This window comes from Microtetraspora malaysiensis (assembly GCF_001528665.1).
Taxonomy (GTDB): domain Bacteria; phylum Actinomycetota; class Actinomycetes; order Streptosporangiales; family Streptosporangiaceae; genus Microtetraspora_A; species Microtetraspora_A malaysiensis.
Map to the genome: position 1 here is coordinate 242,981 of NZ_BBYJ01000024.1, position 21,244 is coordinate 264,224.

Here is a 21,244-nt window from a genome sequence, read left to right on the forward strand (position 1 = left end):
AGCCGGAGTTGTTCGGTCATATATCCAACTGTCCACAACCGCCGGACGGGCCGTGGCCATTTGGAGGCACGGTTCCGGCTCCTTCCGGGCGGGTGCTCATTCCCATGTCCTGAAGAAGCGCGCGCTCGGCGTCCGACCACGGGGCGGCCTCCTGGTCGGCGTCGGTCAGCAGCCGGGCGATCCTCGTGGTCGACCGGATCACGACCGCGCCGCCGGCCGGGTCGACGCCGCTCGAGGTCAGCTCGACCGCGGCCCGGCCCACGCGGGAGCACCGGGAGTGGAGCAGGATCTCCTGCCCGGCCGCCGCCTGTCCCAGGCAGAACGTGGTCCGGGCCACGACCAGACGACCTCGGATGTTGTGCCGCCAGCCGGACAACGCGTCGTGCCGCGCCTCCTGCAGCAGGTCCGCCGCCGCGACGGGCGAAAGGGATCCGCCGCCCGCCCGGTCGCCGGCGCGTACCGGGACGACCAGCGACCACGGCCATCGGCCGGTGCGCGCGGGCGGCTCCGTCCCGGACGCGCGGGGTGTGTCGCGTTCGAGCGCGGTCGGGGCGGGCGGGCCGAGGAACACGTCCGCCGTCACGCACTCCGTCATCCGGCCGTCCGGTCCGGCCGCGCCCACCTCACAGGTGACGAGCAGGCCCTCCGGCCGTTCGACGGGGATGGCGCGGACCGTGATCGGGGTTCCCACCGCCTGGATCGCACGGCGGTAGCGGATGTCCACCCATCGCCACGCGACCGCGCCGGATCCGTCCCCGGCCCTGTCCGATCCTCCCGGCGGCCGCCATGCGGCGACCGCGCGGGACACCCCGACATGGACGAACCTGAGCCAGGCGACGTTGTTGACATGCCCGGCGACGTCCAGATCGGAATATCGCACGGTCAGCTGATCCGGCCCGCGGTCGCCGGGCGCCGTCACCCGGCTTCCCCCGACAGCGCCCGCCGTGGATTCTCGATGAGAATGTGGTCCAGTTCCCCGGCGTCCACTCCGGCCTGCGCCAACCGCTTTGTGAAATGCCGGGAAATATAGTCGAACCCGCCGCCGCCGTACGCGTGCAAATGGTCCCGGCCGCACACGTCATGGCTCAGCAGGATGCTGTCGATGAAGCCGGCGCGGATCAGCGAGACGATGTGCGAGACACGGGTGTTCAACGCGAATTCCGCCCCGGGGCGGATCGTGTCGAACTGGACGTAGCACCCGCTTCGCGCGAGGTCGAGGTGATATTCGGGGATGTTCACCGTGTCGCAATGGCCGATGATGACCCGGCCCGGCGACACCCCCTCCTCCAGCAGCAGGTCGAGCTGCCGGCGGCCCACCGGCCAGCGCGCCGCGTGCGTGCTGATCACCGCGTTGGTGCGGCGGGACGCGCGGGCCGAGGCGCGCAGGTTGCGCTCCTCCCTGGCTGAGATGAACCACTGGTCCGAGCCGACCTCGCCGATGAGTCCGGCCCTGATCCGCGTTCCGGCGAACCCTTCGACCAGGTCGCGGACCAGCAGCTCGGAGATCGCGTCCACGCTCTTGCGGTCGAAGTCGTCGTAGGCCAGGTAGGGATCGCGGTAGTGGCCGGTTCCCAGGACGATGCGCACGCCGGTCGCGACGGACAGCTCGTGCAGCGCGGCGACGTTGTCCGGCGCCCTCGTGTGCTCGGCCGAGGCCGGCGGCCGGGCGCCGTACACGCCGCCCGGGTCGGGGCTCGCGCCCCAGGTCAGCTCCGCGGACGTCACGTCGACCAGGGTCACGCCGCCCGCTTCCCGGTAGCGATCGAGCTCCGACCTCATCAGCGGGAGATCCTGGATCAGCCCGGTGCCGCGGTACTCCCGCAGCAGGTTGATGAAGACGTGTTCGTGCATGAGGGTGGTGCCGAGCCGCGCGCCGTCGACGGCTCCGGTCGCGGTCATGATCTGCGTCATATCGATCAGCCCTTACTCAGGACGCGCTTCAGGCCGAGTGCCCGCTCGATCAGGGCGACGGCCGCGAGGGAGAACACGATGAGGACCACCGACAGCGCGGCGACCTGCGGATCGGTGTTGTTGGAGACGTAGCGGAACACCACCACCGGCAGGGTGGTGGTACCGGTGCCGACCACGAAGAGCGACACCACGGCCTCGTCGAAGGAGATGATGAACGACAGCGCCGCGCCCGCGACCAGGCCGGGCGTGATCAGCGGCAGGGTGATCCGGCGGAACGTCGTGACGGGGCCGGCCCCCAGGGTCCGCGCCGCCTGCTCGCAGGAGGGGTCGACCGCCTCGAGACTCATCATCACGGTGCGGACGACGTACGGAATGGTCAGGCCGAGGTGCGCGACTACCAGACCCGGATACGTGCCGACGAGCCCCACCTGCCCGAGCACGAGCAGCAGGGCCAGGCCCAGCACCACGCTCGGCAGCAGCAACGGCGAAGTGAACAGGCCGATCACCGCGTCCCGACCACGGAAGCGGTGCCGCGTCAGCGCGAGGGCGGCGGTGACGCCGGCGACCAGCGAGACGACCGTCACGATCAGGCCGAGCAGCAGCGACACCCGCAGGCCCTCGAGGAACTCACCGTTGGCGGCCAGGTCGGCGTACCACCGCAGGGTCCAGTCCTTGGGCGGGAACTCCAGGTTGGGGCTGGCGCCGAAGGAGAGGACGAAGACCACGAGGAGCGGCGCCAGCAGGAACAGATAGCTGCAGACGACCACGATCCCGGCGAGGGTCCGGTAGATCAGCTCGGAGAGAGATCGCATTCCACTCACCTTCCTTCAACCATGCGGAAGAGGCGCTGATAGAGGACCAGGAAGACGCCGAAGAGGAGCAACAGGAGCACGGCCAGCGCCGACGCGCGCGGCCAGTCCAGCGTCGTCGTGGCCTGGTCGTAGATCTCGGTGGCGATCACGAATACCCGGCCGCCGCCCATGAGCCGCGGCGTGATGAACGCGGAGACGGTCAGCACGAACACCATCAGCGCCCCGGTGAGCACGCCCGGCAGGCTCAGCGGGAACGTGATCCGGACGAAGCACCGCAGCCGCCCGGCGCCCAGCGATCCGGCCGCGTCCTCCAGGTCCTTGGAGACCCGGCCGAACCCGGCGATCATCGCGAGGATGGCGTACGGCATCATGATCTCGACGAGCGCGATGACCACGCCGGTGACGTTGTTGGTGAGCGTGAGCGGCTCGCCGATGATCCCCAGCGTGCTCAACGCGGAGTTCACGATGCCGTCGTCGGAGAGCAGGATCAGCCAGCCGAAGGTGCGTACGACCGACGACGTCAGCAGCGGCGCGATGGCCAGCGCCATCAGCAGCCCGCGCAGGCGGGAGCGGGTCCGCGCGAGGAAGAGCGCGATGGGGTACGACACCGCGACCGCCAGAACGGTGACCAGGACGCCGAGCCACAACGTGTGCCAGGCGACCTCCCACATGAAACCGTCGGTCAGCACGTCGACGTAGGAGCTCAGGCTCACGTCCGGCTGGAGCTCGGCCGGCCCGACGGTCCGGTTGAGGGACATGCGGGCCAGCCACACCAGCGGCACGACGAAGCTGACTCCGAGCGCCAGCAGCCCGGGGGTGAGCAGGGCGGCCGCCGCCGCCCTGCGCGTGCCGCCTTCGCTACTGCGGGATGACGTAGGCATCCGCGTCACCCCATCCGAGAGCGACCGTGGCGCCGGCCGTCAGCGGCCGGCCGCTGTGCGTCCGTTCCGCCGTGACGCGGGTGCCGTTGACGTCGATCACAACGGACTCGACGTCGCCGAGATAGCTCGACTGCACGACGCGCCCCTTCAACTCGTTCGCCGTCCGCTCGGCGGGATCGATCCGCACCCGGTGCGGCCGGACCATCACCGTCGCGGTCGCCCCGCCGGTCCGCGCGGCGCGTACGGACAGGGTCCCGAGCCCGTCGACCTCCAGCCGCAGCACGCCGTCGCTCTGACCGGCCACCCGACCGTCGAACATGTTGGTCCGGCCGATGAAGTCCGCGACGAACCGGTTCTCCGGGGTCTCGTACACGGCCCACGGCTCGCCCACCTGCTCGACGCGGCCTTCGGACATCACCACGAGCCGGTCGGACATCGCCAGCGCCTCGTCCTGGTCGTGGGTGACGAAAACCGTGGTGATCCCGGTCTCCTGCTGGATCCGCCGGATCTCGACGCGAAGCTCCTCACGCAGCTTCGCGTCGAGGTTGCTCAGCGGCTCGTCCAGCAGCAGCACGGTCGGCTCGACGACCAACGCCCGCGCCAGGGCGATGCGCTGCGCCTGGCCGCCGGAGAGCTGGCTCACCCGGCGGTTCGCGAGGTGCGCCAGGTGAACCATGTCGAGGGCGTCGGCGACTCGACGCCGGCGTTCGCTTTTGGCGACCCGGCGCATCTGCAGCCCGAAGTCGACGTTCTCTCCTACCGACATGTGCGGAAACAACGCGTAGGACTGGAACACCAGGCCCATGTCTCGCTTGTGGACAGGGCGGTTGGTTATGTCGGTCCCGCCGACACGGATGTGGCCGGATGTGGGGGCGATCAGACCTGCGATCATGCGCAGTGTCGTGGTCTTGCCACAACCCGACGGTCCGAGCAGTGAGATGAACTCACCGCGCGCGACGTCGATGTCGACGTCGTGCACGGCCGAGCGGGGCTGGTTCGGATAGGTCTTCGTTAGTTTGCTGAGTGCGAGATACGCGTCTTCCACACTGGACTCCTGATCTGCCCGGAACTACTGCGAGATGACGTCCTTGCGCCAGATCTCGGTCCACTGGGCGCGCTGCTCGGCGAGCCAGCTCCAGTCGACCGCGATCATGGTCTTGAGCTTCTCCGGCGTCATCACGGTCCGCTGGGCGACCTCGTCATCGACCTTGGCCAGCGTGTTGGTCGGCGCGTAGAACATCTCCGCGGCGAACCGGGCCTGCGCGTCGGGGCTCAGCGCGTAGTCGATGAACGTCTGCGCGGCGCTCGCCCGCTTGCCGCCCTTGACCAGGTTGATGGTGTTGACCTGCATGATGCTGCCTTCCTTCGGCAGGACCACGTTCAGCGCGCCGTCGGATTCGTCGTGCTGCAGCTGGCTGCGCGCGTTCCAGGCCAGGGCCAGGTGCACCTTTCCGGACTTGACCAGCGTGTACGTGTCCGGCTGGGGGTTCCAGGTCTGCACGGACGGCGCGAGCTCGCGCAGCCGCTTGATCGCCGGATCGATGGAGGTCTGGTAGTCCCCGCCCAGGTCCTTGCTCAGGATGATGGTCAGCCCGATCCCGTCCAGCTGCGGCGGCGCACTGATCGAGATCTTCCCCTTGTACGCGGGATCCCAGAGGTCGTTCCACGACGTCGGCGCCGTGGTCACGGCCTTGGTGTTGTAGACGAGCGCCAGGTTGTCGAAGGTGACGCCCGGACCGTAGCCGTCGCGGACCTTCGCGTGCTCGCTGAGGTCCTTCATGTTGGGGACCGCCGCGGGGTCCAGCGGCGTGAAGATGCCCTCCTTGTTCGCGCTCTCGGCGACGGAGAGGTCCATGATCGCGAGGTCGACCGTCGGGTTGCTCTTCTGGGTACGCAGCCTGCCGAGCATCTCCGCGGACGAGACGACCGGGTCGTACTCCACCTTGATCTTCGGGTTCGCGGCCTCGAAGGGCTGGACGACCGCCTTGATGTACTTTTCCTTGAATCCACCGGTCGCGTAGGCCATCAGCCGGATAGTCGTCGTGCCGTCGCCGGCCTCATCCGAGGTGCCGCCGGCCGAGCAGGCGGAAAGCGCCGTCACCGGAGCAAGCAGAAGCGGCAGGAACGCTTTCTTCGACATTCTTCGCACCACGGTTATCTCCCGCTCTTGGGTCAGTGCGGCAGCCGGCCACTCGCCCCCTCCGGGCGCCGGCCCGCACGGCTTGTCACGATCCATCGCGGCCACCGCGTTGGATCGGTCGTAAGAGAGTCACACGTCGCCCGAATCACGTCAGCCGACGGATGGACAGTCTGGACGGCGCCTACCTGGCCAAGTGGCCAATGCGGAACGCGGCGATCGGTGCGTCCGGCGCTTCCGGTCCCGCCGCCGACGCGGTCAGGATGGCCATCGGGCCTGACGGGCGTTCTGTCCGGCTTCGCGGCACTTTGGGCAAAAACGGTAAAGTACCGGTTCCGACCAGTGGGCGTCGGCTGCGCGGCACGACCCCGGGCGCGCCATCGCCGGCAGGGAGTTCACAGACCGTGACGGCCCAGGTCGTGACGGGCTCCAGCCGACAGCACAGCACACAGGGAGAGATACGTTTGACGCGCGCCAGCACATCCAGTGTGTTCGACGTGTCCTCGTCCGCGGCGCTGAGCGCGCTCGAACACCCGACCACGTTCATCCGGAAGACCGCCGAGGCGGCGCTCCCGGTGGAGGCCGTCGCCGCGGAGCCGTCGGCCTTCCACGGACGCGGGGAGATCCTGGTCGTGGACGCCGCCGCCCTCCCGGCCGCCCTCGCCAGGATCCGCGAACTGCCCCGCCCCGCCGGGACCCTCGTGGTGGTCGGCATGGAGACGGCCGAGGCCAGATCGGCCCTCACGGCGGACGCCGCGGCCTCCGGGCTCTCCCTGGCGTGCTGCCCCCGCCCCGTCGACGCCGCGACGTACGCGCGGGACCTGCGGCGGCTCGTGGAGAGCCTCCGCCGGGCGAGCCTGACCCGGATCCTGAAACTGCACGATTCGCTCGTCGCCGCGGTCATGGCGGGCGCCGACCTGGAAACGATCCTGAAGCTGACCGCCCGCCAGGTGTCCGGGTTCGACGCGATGTTCGTCGACTACACCGGCGTCGTCGTCTCCTCATGGAGTCACCGCGGCCAGCGCAGCCTGAACGTGCCCGCCGAGCTCGACGCCGTGCTGAGGACGTCTCCCCCCATCGACACCACGCAGGTCGAGCTGAACGACGGCCGCTTCGCGATCCTGGTCGGCGTGGGCCTGCACGACCAGGTCGAAGGTTCCATCGTGTACGTCGGCGGCCGCCGGCTGACCTCCGCCGAGCTCGTCCTGGTCGAGCGCGCCCGCTCGGCCATGCTGCTCCGTTTCGCGCGGGAGAAGTCCCGGCGCGACGCCCAGCGCTCCACGGTCGAGCAACTCCTGCGCGCCGCGGTGGACGGGTCGATGAACCACGGCGAGCTGGCGCTCGCACTGCGCGGGCTCGGGCTCGAACCCGCCGAGGGATATCGGGTCCTCGCGGTGCGGCTCGACCGGGGCACCCCCGAGAGCCGGGCGTTCACCCTGCTTGAGGACGTCGCGGCGGCGAGCACGAGACCCATCGTCGGCGGCCTGCAGGGAAAGATCTTCTGCCTGGTCCAGCCGGTCGACAGCACGGTGCCCGAGGACTTCCTGCAGGCGTGCCGGACCCGCGGGTGGAAGGCGGTCACGATCGGCCGCAGCCGGCCCAAGACCGACGCCGAGAGCCTCGCCCTGGCGATCCGCGAGTCCGCGACGGCCAGCCAGTTCTCCGGGCAGACGGCCGGCCAGATTCACGACGTCACGTCGCTCGGACTGCCCGGCCTGCTCGCGGGACTCGACCCGCAGAACGTGATGAGGCCGTTCGCCGACACCCTGCTCGGCGAGCTGATCAGCCATGACGCCGCCAACAACACGGAGCTGGTCAGCACCCTGACCGCCTTCTTCGACACGGGCTGCCGTCCCGGCCCCACCGCCGAGAAGCTGTGCATCCACCGGCACACCCTCTCCTACCGGCTCGACCGCGTCGCCCAGCTCACCGGGAAGGACCCGCGCAGCCCGGAGTGGATGCTGAGCTTCGGGATCGCGTTGCAGATGCACGCCATCCTGCGAACCGGACTCTGAGCCGGGTCCGAAGAGGCAGCCTGTCCGGCGGGGGCACCGCCGGAGATCAATCGGCCGTACCCGGATTGGGTGACGGGCCACTGGCGAGCAGCGCGGCCGCCACCGCGCGTGCCCGGCCGGCGGAAGCAGGGGTGCGCTCCCGCACCGCGGTGACGATCGCGCCGTCCATGAGCAGGGCGATCGCCCGCGCCGTCTCGTCGGCGTGCGGGTGGCCCGACTCTTCGAGAAGGCGCGCGACGTAGGACACGACCCGCTCCTTGTGCTCTGCGGCGACGAGGTGGGCAGGGCTGTCCGGGTCGGCCGACTCGACCATGGTGTTGATGAACGCGCAGCCGCGGAAGTCGGCGCGGGCGAACCGCTCGGCCAGCGCGTCGAAGACACTGAGCGGATCGCCGCCGAGCGCGCTCACCCGCTCGGCCATCCAGGCCCGCCAGTTCTCGTCGCGCCGTCGCAGGACCGCCACGACCAGGTCGTCCTTGCCGGGGAAGTGGCGATACAAGGAGGCGCGCCCCACACCGGACACCGTGAGGATGCGTTCCACGCCGACGGACTTGATCCCTTCGGCGTAGAAGAGTTCCTCCGCCGTGGCGAGAAGTCGCTCGCGCGCGTTCCTTGGCATCCCCCCATGCTAGGTCGTGTCTGACAAATCAAGCCCTGCTGCGCGCGGCCCAGACGGCGCCTCGCTGCGTTGACGCCCCACCCACGAAAAGTCCTCGCAGGCTCGGACTTTCCGCGGGGCCCGGGATTGTCGGCCGTAGGCTCCGCTACGGCCTCCTCCTCCGCCTTGCGATGCATCCACCTGGATCCGCGCTCGCTACGGGCAGCATTTGTCAGACACTCCTTAGCCCGGCTTGACCAAAACGGAACCGATCAGTACCGTTCGCGAACGGAACCACTCAGTACCGTTTGGAGAAGCGATGTCTCGTCTGCCCCAACTGACCGAAGACGCCGACGGCCTGCTCGAAGAGACACGACGCCAGCTCGGCAAGGTGCCCAACCTCTACGCGGCCCTCGCGAACGGCCCCGCCGCCCTGGCCGGGTACCTGGCCATGCGCGACCACCTGACCCGTGGAGTGCTCCGGGCCCGGCTCCGCGAGAAGATCGCGCTGCTGGTCGCGCAGGAGAACCGGTGCACGTACTGCGTGAGCGCGCACACGATGCGGGGCAAGCGGATGGGCATGACCGATGAGGAGCTGGCCCTGACCCGTGAGGCCGGAGACGCCGACCCCCACGACGACGCGGTGCTGCGCCTCACCCGGGAGATCATCCGTACCGGGGGCCGGGTCGGCGACGTGGAGCTCGCGCGCGCCCGCGCGGAGAACGTGACGGATGCCGAGCTCGCCGAGATCGTCGCCCACGTCGCGCTCAACACGCTGTCCAACTACTTCAACCACCTCGCGCAGCCGGACCTCGACTTCCCCGAGGTCGCCGTATGAACCGGGACTGGAGAAACGGATCGGTCGAGCTGGTCGACGGCTACACGATCACGGATGGAGAGGGTCGCGCGGTCGGCGCCGCGCAGGGAGTCCGCTTCGCCATCGAGGGCGGTTTCGTGAACATCGAGGTGCCCGGCGTCGCCGAGGTCCAGGTCGTCTCGGCGCCGGCCGTCCGGCGCATCGTCTGTCATCGGTGAGGGGGCGATCCGGGAGGAAAGGCGCGGCTACCCCTTCCCTCCGGATGCCGTCGCCTCGCCGCTGAGGGCACGGCCGTACGACCTGCGGCAGGCGGCGGTCTCGCTCTGAACGAAGGACCCCGGGAGATCTCCCGGGATCCTTCGGCGTGCAACGGACGCGGAATGGTTCCGCGGGACACCGGAAACGGCTGGGCTCACCTGGGGAAACGGGCTTCGGTGACGAGGTATCAGCTCGCCGCGACGCCGTTCACCACGATGCCGAAGAGCCGTACATCGCTGAGTCGCGACAACGCGCGTGACACCGCGTCGTCGGCGGCGCCGAGCTTCCGCCGTAGCGCGTCGATCCCGGGGGCGCTGTCGATGAGATCCCGCCGGAAGACCTCCCAGTACAGCGGGGACTCGCTCATGCTCGACGCGGCGAGGTCGACGGCCCGCTCGCTGTAGAACGCGAGAATCCGGTCGTTGAGCAGCGGCACCAGGTGGGGGCGTTTCAGATGCAAAATCGCCGACGCGATCGTGACCCCGAGCCGATGGCGGTAGCGGAAGTGCCGGTACAGCAGGGTCGCGTGGGCGTACGGCGTCCCCGCGCCGCCGTACGGAGTCTCGACGAGGCGGGCGTCCCCGGGAACGGAGGACCACGGCGCCTGCTCCGCCGCCATCAGGCACGAGCGGACGTCGTCCGGTGTCAACGAGACCCCGAGCAACAGCAGGCGGCCGAAGTCCGGCAACTCCACGACGTCACTCGCGCTCGGCGGGTCGTTGAGCAGATCGCCGGCGTAGTCGAATCCGATGAACTCCAGATCCGGTGGCAGCTGGAGAAGCACCCAGGCGTCCGATGCCCGGATCGAGTGGCCGGCGATCTTCAGACGAGGCTCAGGCATCGGCTCGCTCGGTGACCCCGTGCGGAGCAGGCGGCGCCCCCAGCCGGACCTGCTCCCCTGTGGTGCGGTCGTACGCGGTGACCCGCAGGGCACGCAGCTTCTCCTTGGCCACCCGTTGTGACGGGGTCAGCGGCAGCTCGGCCACGAAACTCCAGTACCTCGGGACCTTGAAGGGCGCCAGGTTCGCGCTCGCGTGCGCGATGACGTCCGCCAGGGTGGCCGCCGCCGCCTCCACTGCCTCCGCCGGCTCCCCGCGGGCGACGAGAAACGCGTGGACCTCCTCCCCCCGCACGTCGTCGGCGACCGGGACGCAGGCCGCCTGGCCGACCCGTTCGGACGAGCACAGCACCGCTTCGACCTCGTTCAACGCGATGTTCTCTCCGCTGCGGCGGGCCATGTCCTTCAGCCGGCCCATCAGATACACGCGGCCGCGTTCGTCCATTCGCGCCAGGTCGCCGGTGTGGAACCACCCGTCGCGGAACACCTCGCGGGTCGCCGTCTCGTCCCTGTAGTAGCCGTCCATCATGCCCGCCCCGCGGAGGATCAGCTCCCCTGTGCCGCCCCGAGGTACGGCATGCCCCCGCTCGTCCACGATCCGGGCCTCCCGGTGCGGGTTCGGTCGCCCGACGCACCCGGTGCCGACCAGCTCGTCGTGATCGTCGGGCAGGACCCGGAGGTCACCGCCGGTCTCGGTCATCCCGAAGCCCTCGTACCAGGGCACCCCGAACCGCTTCTCGAGCGCGGCATGGATGTCCTTCGGAATGCCCGAGCAGGCGACGGCGCGGAGCGAGTGCTCCCGGTCGGTGGGCTGCTCCGGCTGGCGCAGAAGCAGGGTCGGCATCATCCCGATGCAGTACAGGTACGTCACCTGGTACGCGCGCACCTTGTCCCAGAAAGAGGTGGGATGGAACCGGTCCAGCACGACGAGCGAGGACCCCACCAGCAGGCAGGCCGCCAGGCTCCACTGCGGATCCAGGTAGTAGAACGGCTGGGCGGTGAGCAGGACGTCGTCGGGACCGAGGTGGGGGAACCCGTCCGCGTACTTGCGCACCATCGCCGTCCAGTAGCCGTGCGACAGCATGCACCCCTTGGGGTGGCCCGTGGTGCCGGAGGTGTACTGGATGTTGGCCAAGGTCTCGGGATAGACCGCCTGGTCCGGCGCGCGGCCCGCGGCGACGCCGTCCATGCCGATCACTCCCGGCCCGCCCTCGGCGTCGGTCACGGCGACGCGACGGCCTCCGGCCGCCGAGCCGAGCACGAGATCGAGGTGGTCGGCGCAGGTGACGACCAGGGCGGGATCAGCGTGGTCCAGGAGCCGGGTCAGCTCCCTGACCGAATATCGCGGGTTCACCGGCACGACCGCCGCACCGATCTTGGCCGCGCCCAGCCACAGCAGCGGATATTCCGGACGGTTGTCAAACACCAGCGCGATCCGGTCGCCGTACCCGATCCCGAGGGCGGCGAGAACGGCTCCGTAGCGGTCCGACAGCTCGTCGAGCTCGGCGAACGTGTAGTCGATGTCGTGTTGATCGAACCTCAGCGCGCGCCGGTGCGGCCAGCGCCTCGCCGCCCGCCGTACCAGCGTGGCCAGATCCTGCACCTTGACAGCGTCGTCGCCGCCGGTCCCCGTCATCACTTGTCTCCCGCCACTCGAAGGCCGCGGCCCGCGGCGAAACTCCGCTGCGCGGTACGGGCCTCACCGGAGTCCTGCGCCCGGAGGGCGAACCCCACCTCCGCGTCGAGCGCACCGTCCAGATCCGCCCAGGTCCCCTGTTCGAGGAGTCGCTTCGCCCCCTCGACGGCCACCCTCGGCCGGCTCAGCACCGTCGCGGCCAGCGAATCCACGACCGCCGGAACCTCACCGCCGGCGGCCACATGGCTGACCAGGCCCATCTCGCATGCCTGCTTCCCGTCGACCCGCTCCCCCAGGATCATCAGCCTCCGGGCCCGAGCCGGGCCGACCAGCCGGGGGAGGATGGCCGAGACGCCGCCGGTCACGCTCAGACCGGCCTCCACCTCGGGGAATCCGAACACCGCGTCCTCCGCGGCGACGACGAAATCGGCGGCGAGCGCGAGTTCGGCGCCCGCCCCCAACGCGTATCCGTGAACCTGGGCGATGACGCAGGCGGCCGACCCGCGCAGCTTCGTGGTGAGCGCCTGGATGCGGCGCAGCCGTTCGACGCGCTCGCCGGCCGGCGGACTTCCGACCACCTCGTGCTTGAGGTCGTAGCCGGAACAGAACGAACGGCCCCGCCCGCTGAGCACGATGACCCGCGCCTCGTCACGATCCGCCCGCTCGATCCCTTCCAGCAGGTCGCGCACCAGCTCCGGGGTGACGGCGTTCAGCCGGCTCGGGCGGTTGAGGGCGATCCGCGCCACCCCGTCCCGGGCCGCGTACTCGATCGTCGATCCCGGCTCTCGATCTTGATGACTCTTCATTCCGCTCCTCGTCCTGAGCCCGTTCAAGAAGTACTGGCGCGTCGCCGCGCCTGTCATCGGACACATGTCGAGAGCGAACGAGTCCGGCACTCCCTTTGTCCATCCGGACTCCGATCCCGGGTACGCCGACCCCCGTCCCGCGACCACGGCGCACTCGGCCCCCTTCAAGATCCCCAGGGAATGACCTTGAAGGGGGCCGAGACGTCGCAGGTCAGACCGCTTACCCGATCAGGGCACCAGAACCGTGACCGTCTCGACCACGCAGGCCGGCTTGTCCGACCCCTCGCGCTCGACAGTGACGCGGGCGACGGCCCGCACGCCCCTCGGACCCGGGGTCAGCGACACCAGCTCGACGCCCGCGCGGACACGAGAGCCGACCGGAACCGGTGCGGGGAACCGAACCCTGTCGCAGCCGTAGTTGATCCCCATCTTCAGGCCCTCGACCCGGTAGACCTGCCCGACCAGCTTCGGCACGAGCGACAGCGTCAGGTAGCCGTGCGCGATCGTGGTGCCGAACGGGCCCTGCGCCGCCTTCTCCGGATCGACGTGGATCCACTGATGGTCACCCGTCGCGTCGGCGAACAGGTCGATCTGATCCTGGCCTAGGGTGTGCCAGTCGCTGTACCCCAGGTGGGTGCCGACCGCCTGCTCGAACTCCTCGATGCCCTGGAAGACCTTCACGGTCACTCCTTTCCTGCGTGACGCGCGCTCAGGCGCGGGGGCCGCCGGCGACGTAGACGACCTGGCCGGAGACGAAGGCCGCCCCTTCGCTGACGAAGAACGACACCGTGTGGGCGATGTCCTCCGGCTTGCCGGTGCGGCCCACCGGAATCTGCGCGGCGGCCGCGGCCTTGAACTCCTCGAACGTGACGCCGACCCGCGCGGCGGTCGCGGCGGTCATCTCGGTCTCGATGAAGCCCGGGGCGATCGCGTTCACGGTGACGCCGAACTTCCCGAGCTCGATGGCCAAGGTCTTCGTGAAGCCCTGGACACCGGCCTTGGCCGCGGAGTAGTTGGCCTGACCGCGGTTTCCCAGCGCGGAGGTGCTGGAGAGGTTGACGATGCGACCCCACTTGTTCGCGGTCATGTAGCGCTGAACGGCACGACTCATGAGGAACGCCCCGCGCAGATGGACGTTCATCACCGAGTCCCAGTCCTCGTCGCTCATCTTGAAGAGCAGGTTGTCGCGGGTGATGCCGGCGTTGTTGACCAGCACGGCCGGGTCACCGAGCTCTTCGGCCACCCGGGTTACCGCGGCATCGACGCTGGCCGCGTCAGACACGTCGACGCCGACCGGGAGCGCGCGACCGCCGGCGGACTCGATCACGTCGACGACCGGCGTGCAGGAAGCCTCGTCGAGGTCGAGCACGGCCACGGCGAGACCGTCCGCGGCGAGTCGCTGCGCGATGGCGGCGCCGATTCCGCGGGCGGCCCCGGTAACGATCGCGATACGGCCGTTGGTGTTGCTCATGTCGTCTCCTTGATTCTGTTTCTCAGGGGAGGTGCTGGGCTTCTCAGCGGAGGTGCGGGGCTTCTCGGGGAGGTGCGGGGCGATCAGCGGCGTAGGGAGCGGCTGGTCCCGGCGACACGGAGGGCACAGGCCGGTTTGCCCGATTCTCAGGCCGACAACAGCTCGCTCAACGTCGCGGCAGCGTTATCGGCGGATGCTCGGCATGCCTCGACAGCCGAAGACCGAGTGCGAGTCGTGAGGGTAGATCGTACATGCCGCGGTCGTCGTGCCCCGGTCGGCCGGTCGAGGGAGTTGATCACCCGGCCGGGTCACGTCCCCGGCCGCGTGGCCCCCTCCCCCACGAGGACAGGAACCCGCCTGACTACACTGCGGCTGCACGTAGGTCGCAGCCCAGCGCGAAGGTGAGCCATAGGAGACGACACTCCACTGGACAGCGCCGCCGATCGTACCCACGCGTTGATCAGCGAACGCCACCGCGCCTGGGAACCCACTTCGGGCGCGACGCTTTGCGAGAACCCCCGGTCACGACCCTCTCGACGGCTGGTCACCGATCGCGTCGGTGTCGGTCGTCTCCAGAACACCGTGGGCTCGAACGGCACGACACGTACACGTACACGTACACGTACACGGCACGACACGACACGACACCGGCGACTGCCGGCACTCACCCACGCACGACACGAAAGGCACGGCACAATGGTCAACCGCGACGCCGTCACGCTCGACGACCCGGTCCGTGAGTCGCTCCGCGGCTTCCACGCGCACCTGGCCCGTCGGCTCGGCCGGGCGGCCGGTTACCTCCCGGAGGTCTCGACCTTCTCCGCGGTATCCGCCGAGCCGGACGCGGCGGAGTGGGCCGACCTCGCGCGAATGCTCGGTCGCGGCGAACTCGCCGATCTGTTCAGCTGCCCGGCGACCCCGCCTGCGGACTGGGAGCCGGTCTTCGCTCTCGGCGGCTTCCAGATGATCTGTCCCGCGGGCAGCCACCCCGGTGACGCCGAAGCCGAGCCCGACTCGGGGATAGTCGAACTGGGCGTCGACGACGTGTCCGAGATGCTTCAGCTCACCGCGCGGACCCAACCGGGACCGTTCTGGCCTCGAACTCACGAACTCGGCACCTATCTGGGTATCCGCGAGAACGGCGCCCTGGTCGCCATGGCGGGCGAACGGCTCCGTCCCCCTGGATGGACCGAGATCAGCGCCGTCTGCACCGCCCCCGAAGCTCGCGGGCGAGGTCATGCCGCCCGCCTGGTGCGCGCCCTGGTCGCACGTATCACGTCTCGGAACGATCAACCGTTCCTCCACGTGGCCGAAGCCAACACCCCCGCGCGCGCACTCTACGAACGGCTCGGCTTCGTGGTCCGAAAGCCCGTGACGTTCCGCGGGTTCCGGACGCCGTAACGGATGTCAGGGTGGGGGATCCCCACCCTCATGGCGCAGCGGTGACGGGCGGCACCCCGCAACTTGGCGGCCGGTACGTGGCAACGGCATGCGTTTCCCCGCATCGGCCACGTCGGACCAGAGTTCGGCGTCCGCCATCCCGCGGATCAGCGCGTGGCGCGCTTCCGGTGGACGACGACGTCGTCTCCGCGTCCCGGGAGTACGGGCAGGCCGCTTCGCCTCGCCCTTGGTGCGGTTCACGAACGCGGTGCGGACCTCTTGCCCTGTCAGCGACTTCATGAGTGGGACCAGTTTGCCTAAAAGAATTAGGCAAATACATAATGGTTGTCGCTAGATGGGAGAAGGGTAATGGTTCGAGTAGGGCTGACCACGGAACGGTTGACCCAGGCGGGTGCGGATCTGGCTGACGAGGTCGGCTTCGAACACGTGACCGTCTCGGCGCTCGCCCGGCGGTTCGATGTCAAGGTCGCGAGTCTGTACTCGCACCTGAAGAGCTCCCAGGACCTCAAGACCAAGATCGCCTTGCTCGCTCTGGAGGAACTCGCCGACCGGGCCGCTGACGCCCTGGCCGGCCGGTCCGGGAAGGACGCCCTGACCGCCTTCGCGAACGTCTACCGCGACTACGCCCGGGAACATCCCGGCCGCTATGCCGCGGCCCGGCTCAAGCTCGACCCCGAGACGGCGGCCGCCAGCGCCGGCGTCAGGCACGCCCAGATGACGCGGGCGATCCTGCGCGGCTACGACCTGACGGAGCCGGACCAGACACACGCGGTCCGGATGCTGGGCAGCGTCTTCCACGGCTACGTCAGCCTGGAACTGGCCGGAGGCTTCAGCCACACCGCCGTCGACTCGCAGGATTCCTGGGCCTGGATCTTGGACTCCCTCGACGCTCTGCTGCGGAACGGAACCACACTCTGACCAGCAGAGGGCCGCACCACCGGAGGCGGTCCGCCGCGCCGCGCGCCGGCGCATCTGAACAATCCAGAAATCTTGATGAACAGGCCGGGGCCGATGAACGCTGAGCACGACTGGATCACCACACCTGTCACCGCAGACCTCCTGCGCGGTTTCCTCGACCTGGAACGCACGGCGCACGGCCTGCTGCCGCATCGGCTGCCCGCGCGGGCTCGCCGCCAGATCCCCGACGACCAACTGGCCATGGCCGAGGCCCAGCCCTCCGGCGTGCGGTTGGCCTTCCGCACCCGGGCCACCGCCATCGAACTGGACACGCTCCCCACCAAGAGGGCCTACCGAGGTCTCCCGGCCCCGGCGGACGGCGTGTACGACCTGCTGGTCGATGGCCGGCTCGCTGCCCAGGCCACGGTGACCGGCGGCAATGTCCGCATGATCGACATGACCGCCCAGTCCGTCGAACTGCGCGAGGGGCCCGCCGGCACCGCCCGATTCACTGATCTGCCGGCGGGTGACAAGGACGTCGAAATCTGGCTTCCGCATACGGAGATCACCGAGCTGATCGCCCTGCGCACCGACGCCCCGGTCGAGCCGGCGCCGGACAGCGGGCGCAGGGTGTGGCTGCACCACGGCAGTTCCATCAGCCACGGCTCGAACGCCGCCCACCCGACCGCCATCTGGCCCGCCCTGGCCGCGGCCCAGGGCGGAGTGGAGCTGGTCAACCTGGGGTTCGGCGGCAGCGCACTGCTCGACCCGTTCACCGCCCGCGCGATGCGGGACACCCCCGCGGACCTGATCAGCCTCAAGATCGGCATCAACGTCGTCAACACCGACGCGATGCGCCTGCGCGCCTTCACCCCTGCGGTCCACGGCTTCCTGGACACCATCCGCGAGGGGCATCCGACCACGCCGCTGCTGGTCGTGTCCCCCATCCTGTGCCCGGTCCAGGAGGACACCCCCGGCCCCCTCGCGCCCGACTTCGACGGCGGGACCTTGCGTTTCAAGGCCACGGGTGATCCAGCCGAACGCGCCGCCGGGCGCCTGACACTCAACATCATCCGCGACGAACTCGCCCGGATCGTCAAACAGCGGGCGGCCGACGACCCGAACCTGCACCACCTCGACGGCCGTGACCTGTACGGCGGGACCGACTACGCCGAACTCCCGCTGCCCGATGAGGTCCACCCTGATTCCGCAGGGCACCGCCACATCGCCGAGAAGTTCGCGCGGCTCGCGTTCGGCGACGGCGGCCCCTTCACCACCAAGACCGGCTGACCAAGCCGTAGTCACGCAGAGGTAGCGCAGCAGCCGCACGGTACGGAATGACGTGGACCGCTACCGGCCCACCGAGACCCGAGGCCGCCGTGCGGTTCCCGTTCGCTGCCCCCACTCGTGATCAGCTTCCAGGCCAGGGACGGGATCCTGGATGGAGGCCTCCTCGCAGCCGCAAAGGATCACTGTCACGTACCCGCTGTGGCCATCACGGTCACGCCGCCCGCCGACGCTCCGGATTGAACTCCAGCAAGGTCGAGGCACCGTTGTGGGCGCCGCCGCTGTGTCCGTACGACCACCGGACGCCGGTGAGCGTGGCGATTGGACCATAGCGCTGGAACGCAGCCGATGCCGGGTCAGTGCTCGGCGACTGGGACGGCGCCGGAGGTTCCGGTGCCCCCTCCTATGACGCTCCTTCCTGTGGTGGTCTCGGCTGTGGCGGCCCCCGTGGCGTCCCCACCCGCGGCGGCCCCTCCCGTGGCTGCCCCACCTGCGGCGGCCTCTGCTGTGGCGGTGGCATGGGCGCCTGCCCGCTGAGCGTCAGCCCGGCGTACGTCGGGTCCAGGGCGGGTGGAGTTCGGGCATGCTGCGGGCCCGGCCCGTGGGGGGCCGGATCGCCGGGTGGCCGCCGCGATCAACCTCGCTGATCACGGCTGGTAGGCCACGGCTCGCCAAGCGCTGTTCGCAGCTCGCAGCTCGCAGCCCGCTGATCACGGTGGCGGGTCACGGGGTCGTTGTTCAGTGATTGTTGGTCACTGTCTGTCGGTCCAGCGTCGGGGGCGGAGCTTGGAATACCGGTGGAACCGCATCGACACGGTCCCGTCCCCCTGATCGATCACCTCTACCCGATCCGGGTGACGGGACTTCCACTTGTTATCCGCCGCACACAACGGCGCCAGGTTGTCCAAGTTCGTGCGGCCGGTCGGGTACCAGGGCTCGATGTGGTCGACCTCGGCCAGGTAAGCGGGGACGTCACACCCTTCACGACAGCAGGTCCGATACATGGCCAGGATCGCCTCCCGCTGATCGGCCGAGGCCAGCCGGCGCGCCCGCCCGAAATCCTTCACGATCCCGTCCGCGTCGCGGAGCACCCGCCTCAGTTCGGCGGTGTAGGCCATCCGGCGGGCGTCCTGCGCGGGGATCGGGGTGCCGTCCTCCAAAAAGGCCGGTTCCTCCGATTGGCCGGTCAGGGCCTGCTCGGTCACCGACACGTGCATCACGGTCCGCCGCCCGCCCTGCGATAGGCGGATGGCGAGGGCGTCGGCCATGCGGCGGGGGCGGCTGCGCAGGTCGGTGCTGTCGGTTTTGGCCGCCAGCGGTTCCAGCCAGGTCTTCAGCTGCATCTTCAGCTCTGGGTCGAGCAGCCCGCTGACGCGGCCCATCCCGTCGGTGGTGTCGGAGATGGTCAGGTGCTGGCGTTCGGTCTTGGCTGCCGCCCGCGCCAGCCTCCCGTCCGGGTCGATGGTCTCGATGATGGTGTGGCCGGCGCGGGCCACGTCCTCCACCGTCGACGCCGACGCCGACGCTTGTGCAAGCTGGACCAGGATCGGTTCGGCCAGTTCGGTTTCGGCGTCGTCCAGATGCCGGGTGGCGGACGCGATCGTCGTCGCATACCCGTATGACAGACGGCCGGAGGCGAACAGGCGGGCGGTGTGGGGCAGGCGAGGGAGTTGCCGCGCCAGTGTGACGCGTTCTCCGGCGCGGGCGGTGCGTGACCCGGTGGCGGATGCCAGCCATGCTCCGATCGACCGCCGCCCGAACAGGTGCTGGCCTTTACCCGCTTCGGCTATCGGGAGGCGGGCGGCGATCGCGGCTTCGGCCAGATCGATCGCGCGGGCCAGGGCGACGATCTCTGCCATCGCCACCTCAACCTCGATCCCAGCGCCGGTCTCGGTACTGGTCCCAGCCCTGGCGCCAGGGCCGGTCTCGGTCTCGGCTCCAGCCCCGGTCTTGGTCTCGCCTGGAACCTTTCCCGCAGCTGCGGCCAGCCGCTCGGCACGGGCGAGCAGGTCGATGACGTCGCGTCCGGCCAGGTTCAGGTCGGGCCAGTCCGCTATCCGGCTATCACCACCAGCAGCATCCGGGCCCGCACCGTTCTGGCCGTCACCGTCAGCGCTGCCTGCACCAGCGTTTCGCCGGCCGGTGGCATCGCCCCGGTCATCAGCGCCCTGGCCATCGGCGGCAGCATCGCCACCGGCCCACCGGTCACCGCCACGCCAATCTGATCCCTGTGCGTCTGTGTCCTGCGGGGCGCGGCCCGGACGCTGCTCGTCCTCGCGAACGCGGCCCACGCCCAGCTGAGCCTCGCTCAAGCGGTGCCGGCCTTGCCCTGTCGGCCCGAGTCGTTCTGCTGCTGATCATCCCGACCGGCCCGCAGGGGACGGTTCACGGACGGCTCGCTGAGGGTGGAGCGGCGGCCTTGCCAGATCCCGTCCCAGGCCGACAGGTCGTCACGGTCGTACCCGGGCCGCGGCTCGCCACCGCCGTTGGCCTCTTCCCTTGGGTCGGCCGTCTTCGCGCGGGACCGGGTGGGCTCTGCGGGCGCGGGCGCGGGCGCGATCGGCGATCGCGCTGGATCTGACCGCCGTCCGCCGCTGTCAGGCTTCTGGTCTTCCGCAGCATCCGGGAGGCCGAGCAGCCGCCGCGCCCAGGACATCGCGGGCGACCTCTGACCCCAGGCCACGCTGCCTGGCCACGACGTCTCGCTCGGCTCGCCGCGTCGCCCACCTCGCCCGTCAGAGCACGCCGTGGCGTCCGGCTGACCGCGTCGCACGGCTCGCTCGTCAGGGTGGGCCGGGTCGTGTGGGGCGGGATCAAGGGCTCCTTCGCGGCCGCCGGAGCTGCGGGCGTGATCGAGGAGCACCGCCCCGTAGGAGTCACCGGAGAAGCGACCGGATCCGATGAACGGCGTATGCCGCCTGGACCCGCGCCGCCGTCGCGGGGACGTGGAAGGCGCGTCAGACGGCCGGGACGGAGGAGCGTCCTCCGGTCGGCGCGACAACAGCACGCCACCCGAAAGCATCATCTCTGCGCACCTCCCCTCCCGGTCTGACGGTCGAGCCTCTGCGAGAATATCGCTCACGCGTTCGATAGACAACTCTAAGTAATCACACTTGCACTATTTGTCAGCACTGTGTACAGCATTCTGTTTGGTGGGCATTCGCCGCCGGAGAGGGCGCGCCAAGGCCAGCGCCTCTGATATCAACGCCTCTGGAGTCGAGGCCCCTCATGTCGGCGTGTCCGGTGTCGGCGTGTCCGGTGTCGGCGTCATCGCTGCCGACTCCACGAGTTGGCGGCGGGCGAGGGTGGGGCGCCTGCGCAGTAGCGGTCAGCGGATGTCTCGGTCTCGCGTGGCGTCGGCAGGATTGCCGGTGTGGCTCAGGACGCCGGGGGCGCCGGTGGTTCACCAGGTCCGCCACCCCGCGCGGGCCAAGTACACGACGAGCAGGACCCAGGCTGCCGCCGCTGCACCCTTTCAG

At 69.8% G+C, this 21,244-nt stretch carries 19 protein-coding genes; 6 read left to right on the forward strand and 13 right to left on the reverse strand.

The annotated features are described in order from the left end of the window. Window positions 1–16: 16 nt before the first annotated feature. From AWQ71_RS29545 to AWQ71_RS29570, 6 genes are read right to left on the reverse strand one after another with little or no spacing between them, the layout of a single operon-like run. A complete protein-coding gene (locus AWQ71_RS29545; RefSeq protein WP_067138883.1) occupies window positions 17–919 on the reverse strand; it encodes a hotdog family protein in 903 nt (300 codons plus the stop codon). Continuing rightward, on the reverse strand, window positions 916–1,899 hold the full coding sequence (locus AWQ71_RS29550) for a phosphotriesterase family protein (protein ID WP_169806662.1): 984 nt from the start codon (window positions 1,897–1,899) through the stop codon (window positions 916–918). Before AWQ71_RS29550 ends, AWQ71_RS29545 begins: the two co-directional genes overlap by 4 nt. A gap of 17 nt (window positions 1,900–1,916) precedes the next feature. Continuing rightward, window positions 1,917–2,723 carry an ABC transporter permease gene (locus AWQ71_RS29555; protein ID WP_067138887.1) on the reverse strand — a complete coding sequence of 269 codons (807 nt, stop codon included), beginning with the start codon at window positions 2,721–2,723 and terminating at the stop codon, window positions 1,917–1,919. Between the two features lie 5 nt (window positions 2,724–2,728). Further along, on the reverse strand, window positions 2,729–3,604 hold the full coding sequence (locus AWQ71_RS29560) for an ABC transporter permease (protein WP_067139054.1): 876 nt from the start codon (window positions 3,602–3,604) through the stop codon (window positions 2,729–2,731). Further along, window positions 3,582–4,649, reverse strand: a complete 1,068-nt coding sequence (locus AWQ71_RS29565; RefSeq protein WP_067138889.1) for an ABC transporter ATP-binding protein — start codon at window positions 4,647–4,649, stop codon at window positions 3,582–3,584. Before AWQ71_RS29565 ends, AWQ71_RS29560 begins: the two co-directional genes overlap by 23 nt. A 24-nt stretch (window positions 4,650–4,673) precedes the next feature. Continuing rightward, window positions 4,674–5,744: an ABC transporter substrate-binding protein gene (locus AWQ71_RS29570; protein ID WP_067138891.1), complete on the reverse strand. Its 1,071-nt coding sequence runs from the start codon at window positions 5,742–5,744 to the stop codon at window positions 4,674–4,676. 494 nt (window positions 5,745–6,238) lie between these two features. Here AWQ71_RS29570 and AWQ71_RS29575 point away from each other — a divergent pair, with 494 nt between their 5' ends. Next, complete coding sequence (locus AWQ71_RS29575) at window positions 6,239–7,756, forward strand: PucR family transcriptional regulator (protein WP_169806663.1); 1,518 nt, start codon at window positions 6,239–6,241, stop codon at window positions 7,754–7,756. Between the two features lie 46 nt (window positions 7,757–7,802). Here AWQ71_RS29575 and AWQ71_RS29580 read toward each other — a convergent pair whose 3' ends face one another. Then, complete coding sequence (locus AWQ71_RS29580; protein ID WP_067138895.1) at window positions 7,803–8,375, reverse strand: TetR/AcrR family transcriptional regulator; 573 nt, start codon at window positions 8,373–8,375, stop codon at window positions 7,803–7,805. Between the two features lie 298 nt (window positions 8,376–8,673). On the opposite strand from AWQ71_RS29580, the gene AWQ71_RS29585 reads away from it, so the two are divergent. Both AWQ71_RS29585 and AWQ71_RS29590 read left to right on the forward strand, forming a co-directional pair. Then, complete coding sequence (locus AWQ71_RS29585; protein WP_067138897.1) at window positions 8,674–9,192, forward strand: carboxymuconolactone decarboxylase family protein; 519 nt, start codon at window positions 8,674–8,676, stop codon at window positions 9,190–9,192. Next, window positions 9,189–9,389: a hypothetical protein gene (locus AWQ71_RS29590; protein WP_067138899.1), complete on the forward strand. Its 201-nt coding sequence runs from the start codon at window positions 9,189–9,191 to the stop codon at window positions 9,387–9,389. Before AWQ71_RS29585 ends, AWQ71_RS29590 begins: the two co-directional genes overlap by 4 nt. Before the next feature lie 227 nt (window positions 9,390–9,616). Here AWQ71_RS29590 and AWQ71_RS29595 read toward each other — a convergent pair whose 3' ends face one another. From AWQ71_RS29595 to fabG, 5 genes are all read right to left on the reverse strand, one after another. Next, window positions 9,617–10,270: a DUF6308 family protein gene (locus AWQ71_RS29595; RefSeq protein WP_067138901.1), complete on the reverse strand. Its 654-nt coding sequence runs from the start codon at window positions 10,268–10,270 to the stop codon at window positions 9,617–9,619. Further along, the gene (locus tag AWQ71_RS29600) at window positions 10,263–11,903 is read right to left on the reverse strand and encodes an AMP-binding protein (RefSeq protein ID WP_067138903.1); all 1,641 of its coding nucleotides are present in this window, start codon (window positions 11,901–11,903) and stop codon (window positions 10,263–10,265) included. Before AWQ71_RS29600 ends, AWQ71_RS29595 begins: the two co-directional genes overlap by 8 nt. Then, the gene (locus tag AWQ71_RS29605) at window positions 11,903–12,709 is read right to left on the reverse strand and encodes an enoyl-CoA hydratase/isomerase family protein (RefSeq protein WP_067138905.1); all 807 of its coding nucleotides are present in this window, start codon (window positions 12,707–12,709) and stop codon (window positions 11,903–11,905) included. The genes AWQ71_RS29600 and AWQ71_RS29605 overlap by 1 nt, the downstream gene beginning before the upstream one ends. A gap of 228 nt (window positions 12,710–12,937) precedes the next feature. Beyond that, complete coding sequence (locus tag AWQ71_RS29610) at window positions 12,938–13,390, reverse strand: MaoC family dehydratase (RefSeq protein ID WP_067139057.1); 453 nt, start codon at window positions 13,388–13,390, stop codon at window positions 12,938–12,940. A 28-nt stretch (window positions 13,391–13,418) separates the two neighbouring features. Next, a complete protein-coding gene (fabG, locus tag AWQ71_RS29615) occupies window positions 13,419–14,180 on the reverse strand; it encodes a 3-oxoacyl-ACP reductase FabG (RefSeq protein WP_067138907.1) in 762 nt (253 codons plus the stop codon). Between the two features lie 696 nt (window positions 14,181–14,876). Here fabG and AWQ71_RS29620 point away from each other — a divergent pair. The 3 genes from AWQ71_RS29620 to AWQ71_RS29630 all read left to right on the forward strand — a co-directional run bounded on the left by AWQ71_RS29620 (window position 14,877) and on the right by AWQ71_RS29630 (window position 17,768). After that, on the forward strand, window positions 14,877–15,581 hold the full coding sequence (locus AWQ71_RS29620; RefSeq protein ID WP_067138910.1) for a GNAT family N-acetyltransferase: 705 nt from the start codon (window positions 14,877–14,879) through the stop codon (window positions 15,579–15,581). Window positions 15,582–15,929: 348 nt separating this feature from the next. Then, complete coding sequence (locus tag AWQ71_RS29625) at window positions 15,930–16,499, forward strand: TetR/AcrR family transcriptional regulator (RefSeq protein ID WP_067138913.1); 570 nt, start codon at window positions 15,930–15,932, stop codon at window positions 16,497–16,499. 93 nt (window positions 16,500–16,592) lie between these two features. Then, on the forward strand, window positions 16,593–17,768 hold the full coding sequence (locus AWQ71_RS29630; protein WP_067138917.1) for a GDSL-type esterase/lipase family protein: 1,176 nt from the start codon (window positions 16,593–16,595) through the stop codon (window positions 17,766–17,768). Between the two features lie 749 nt (window positions 17,769–18,517). On the opposite strand, the gene AWQ71_RS29635 is transcribed toward AWQ71_RS29630, so the two are convergent. Next, window positions 18,518–20,077 carry an HNH endonuclease signature motif containing protein gene (locus AWQ71_RS29635; protein ID WP_157570648.1) on the reverse strand — a complete coding sequence of 520 codons (1,560 nt, stop codon included), beginning with the start codon at window positions 20,075–20,077 and terminating at the stop codon, window positions 18,518–18,520. Window positions 20,078–21,244: the final 1,167 nt, after the last annotated feature.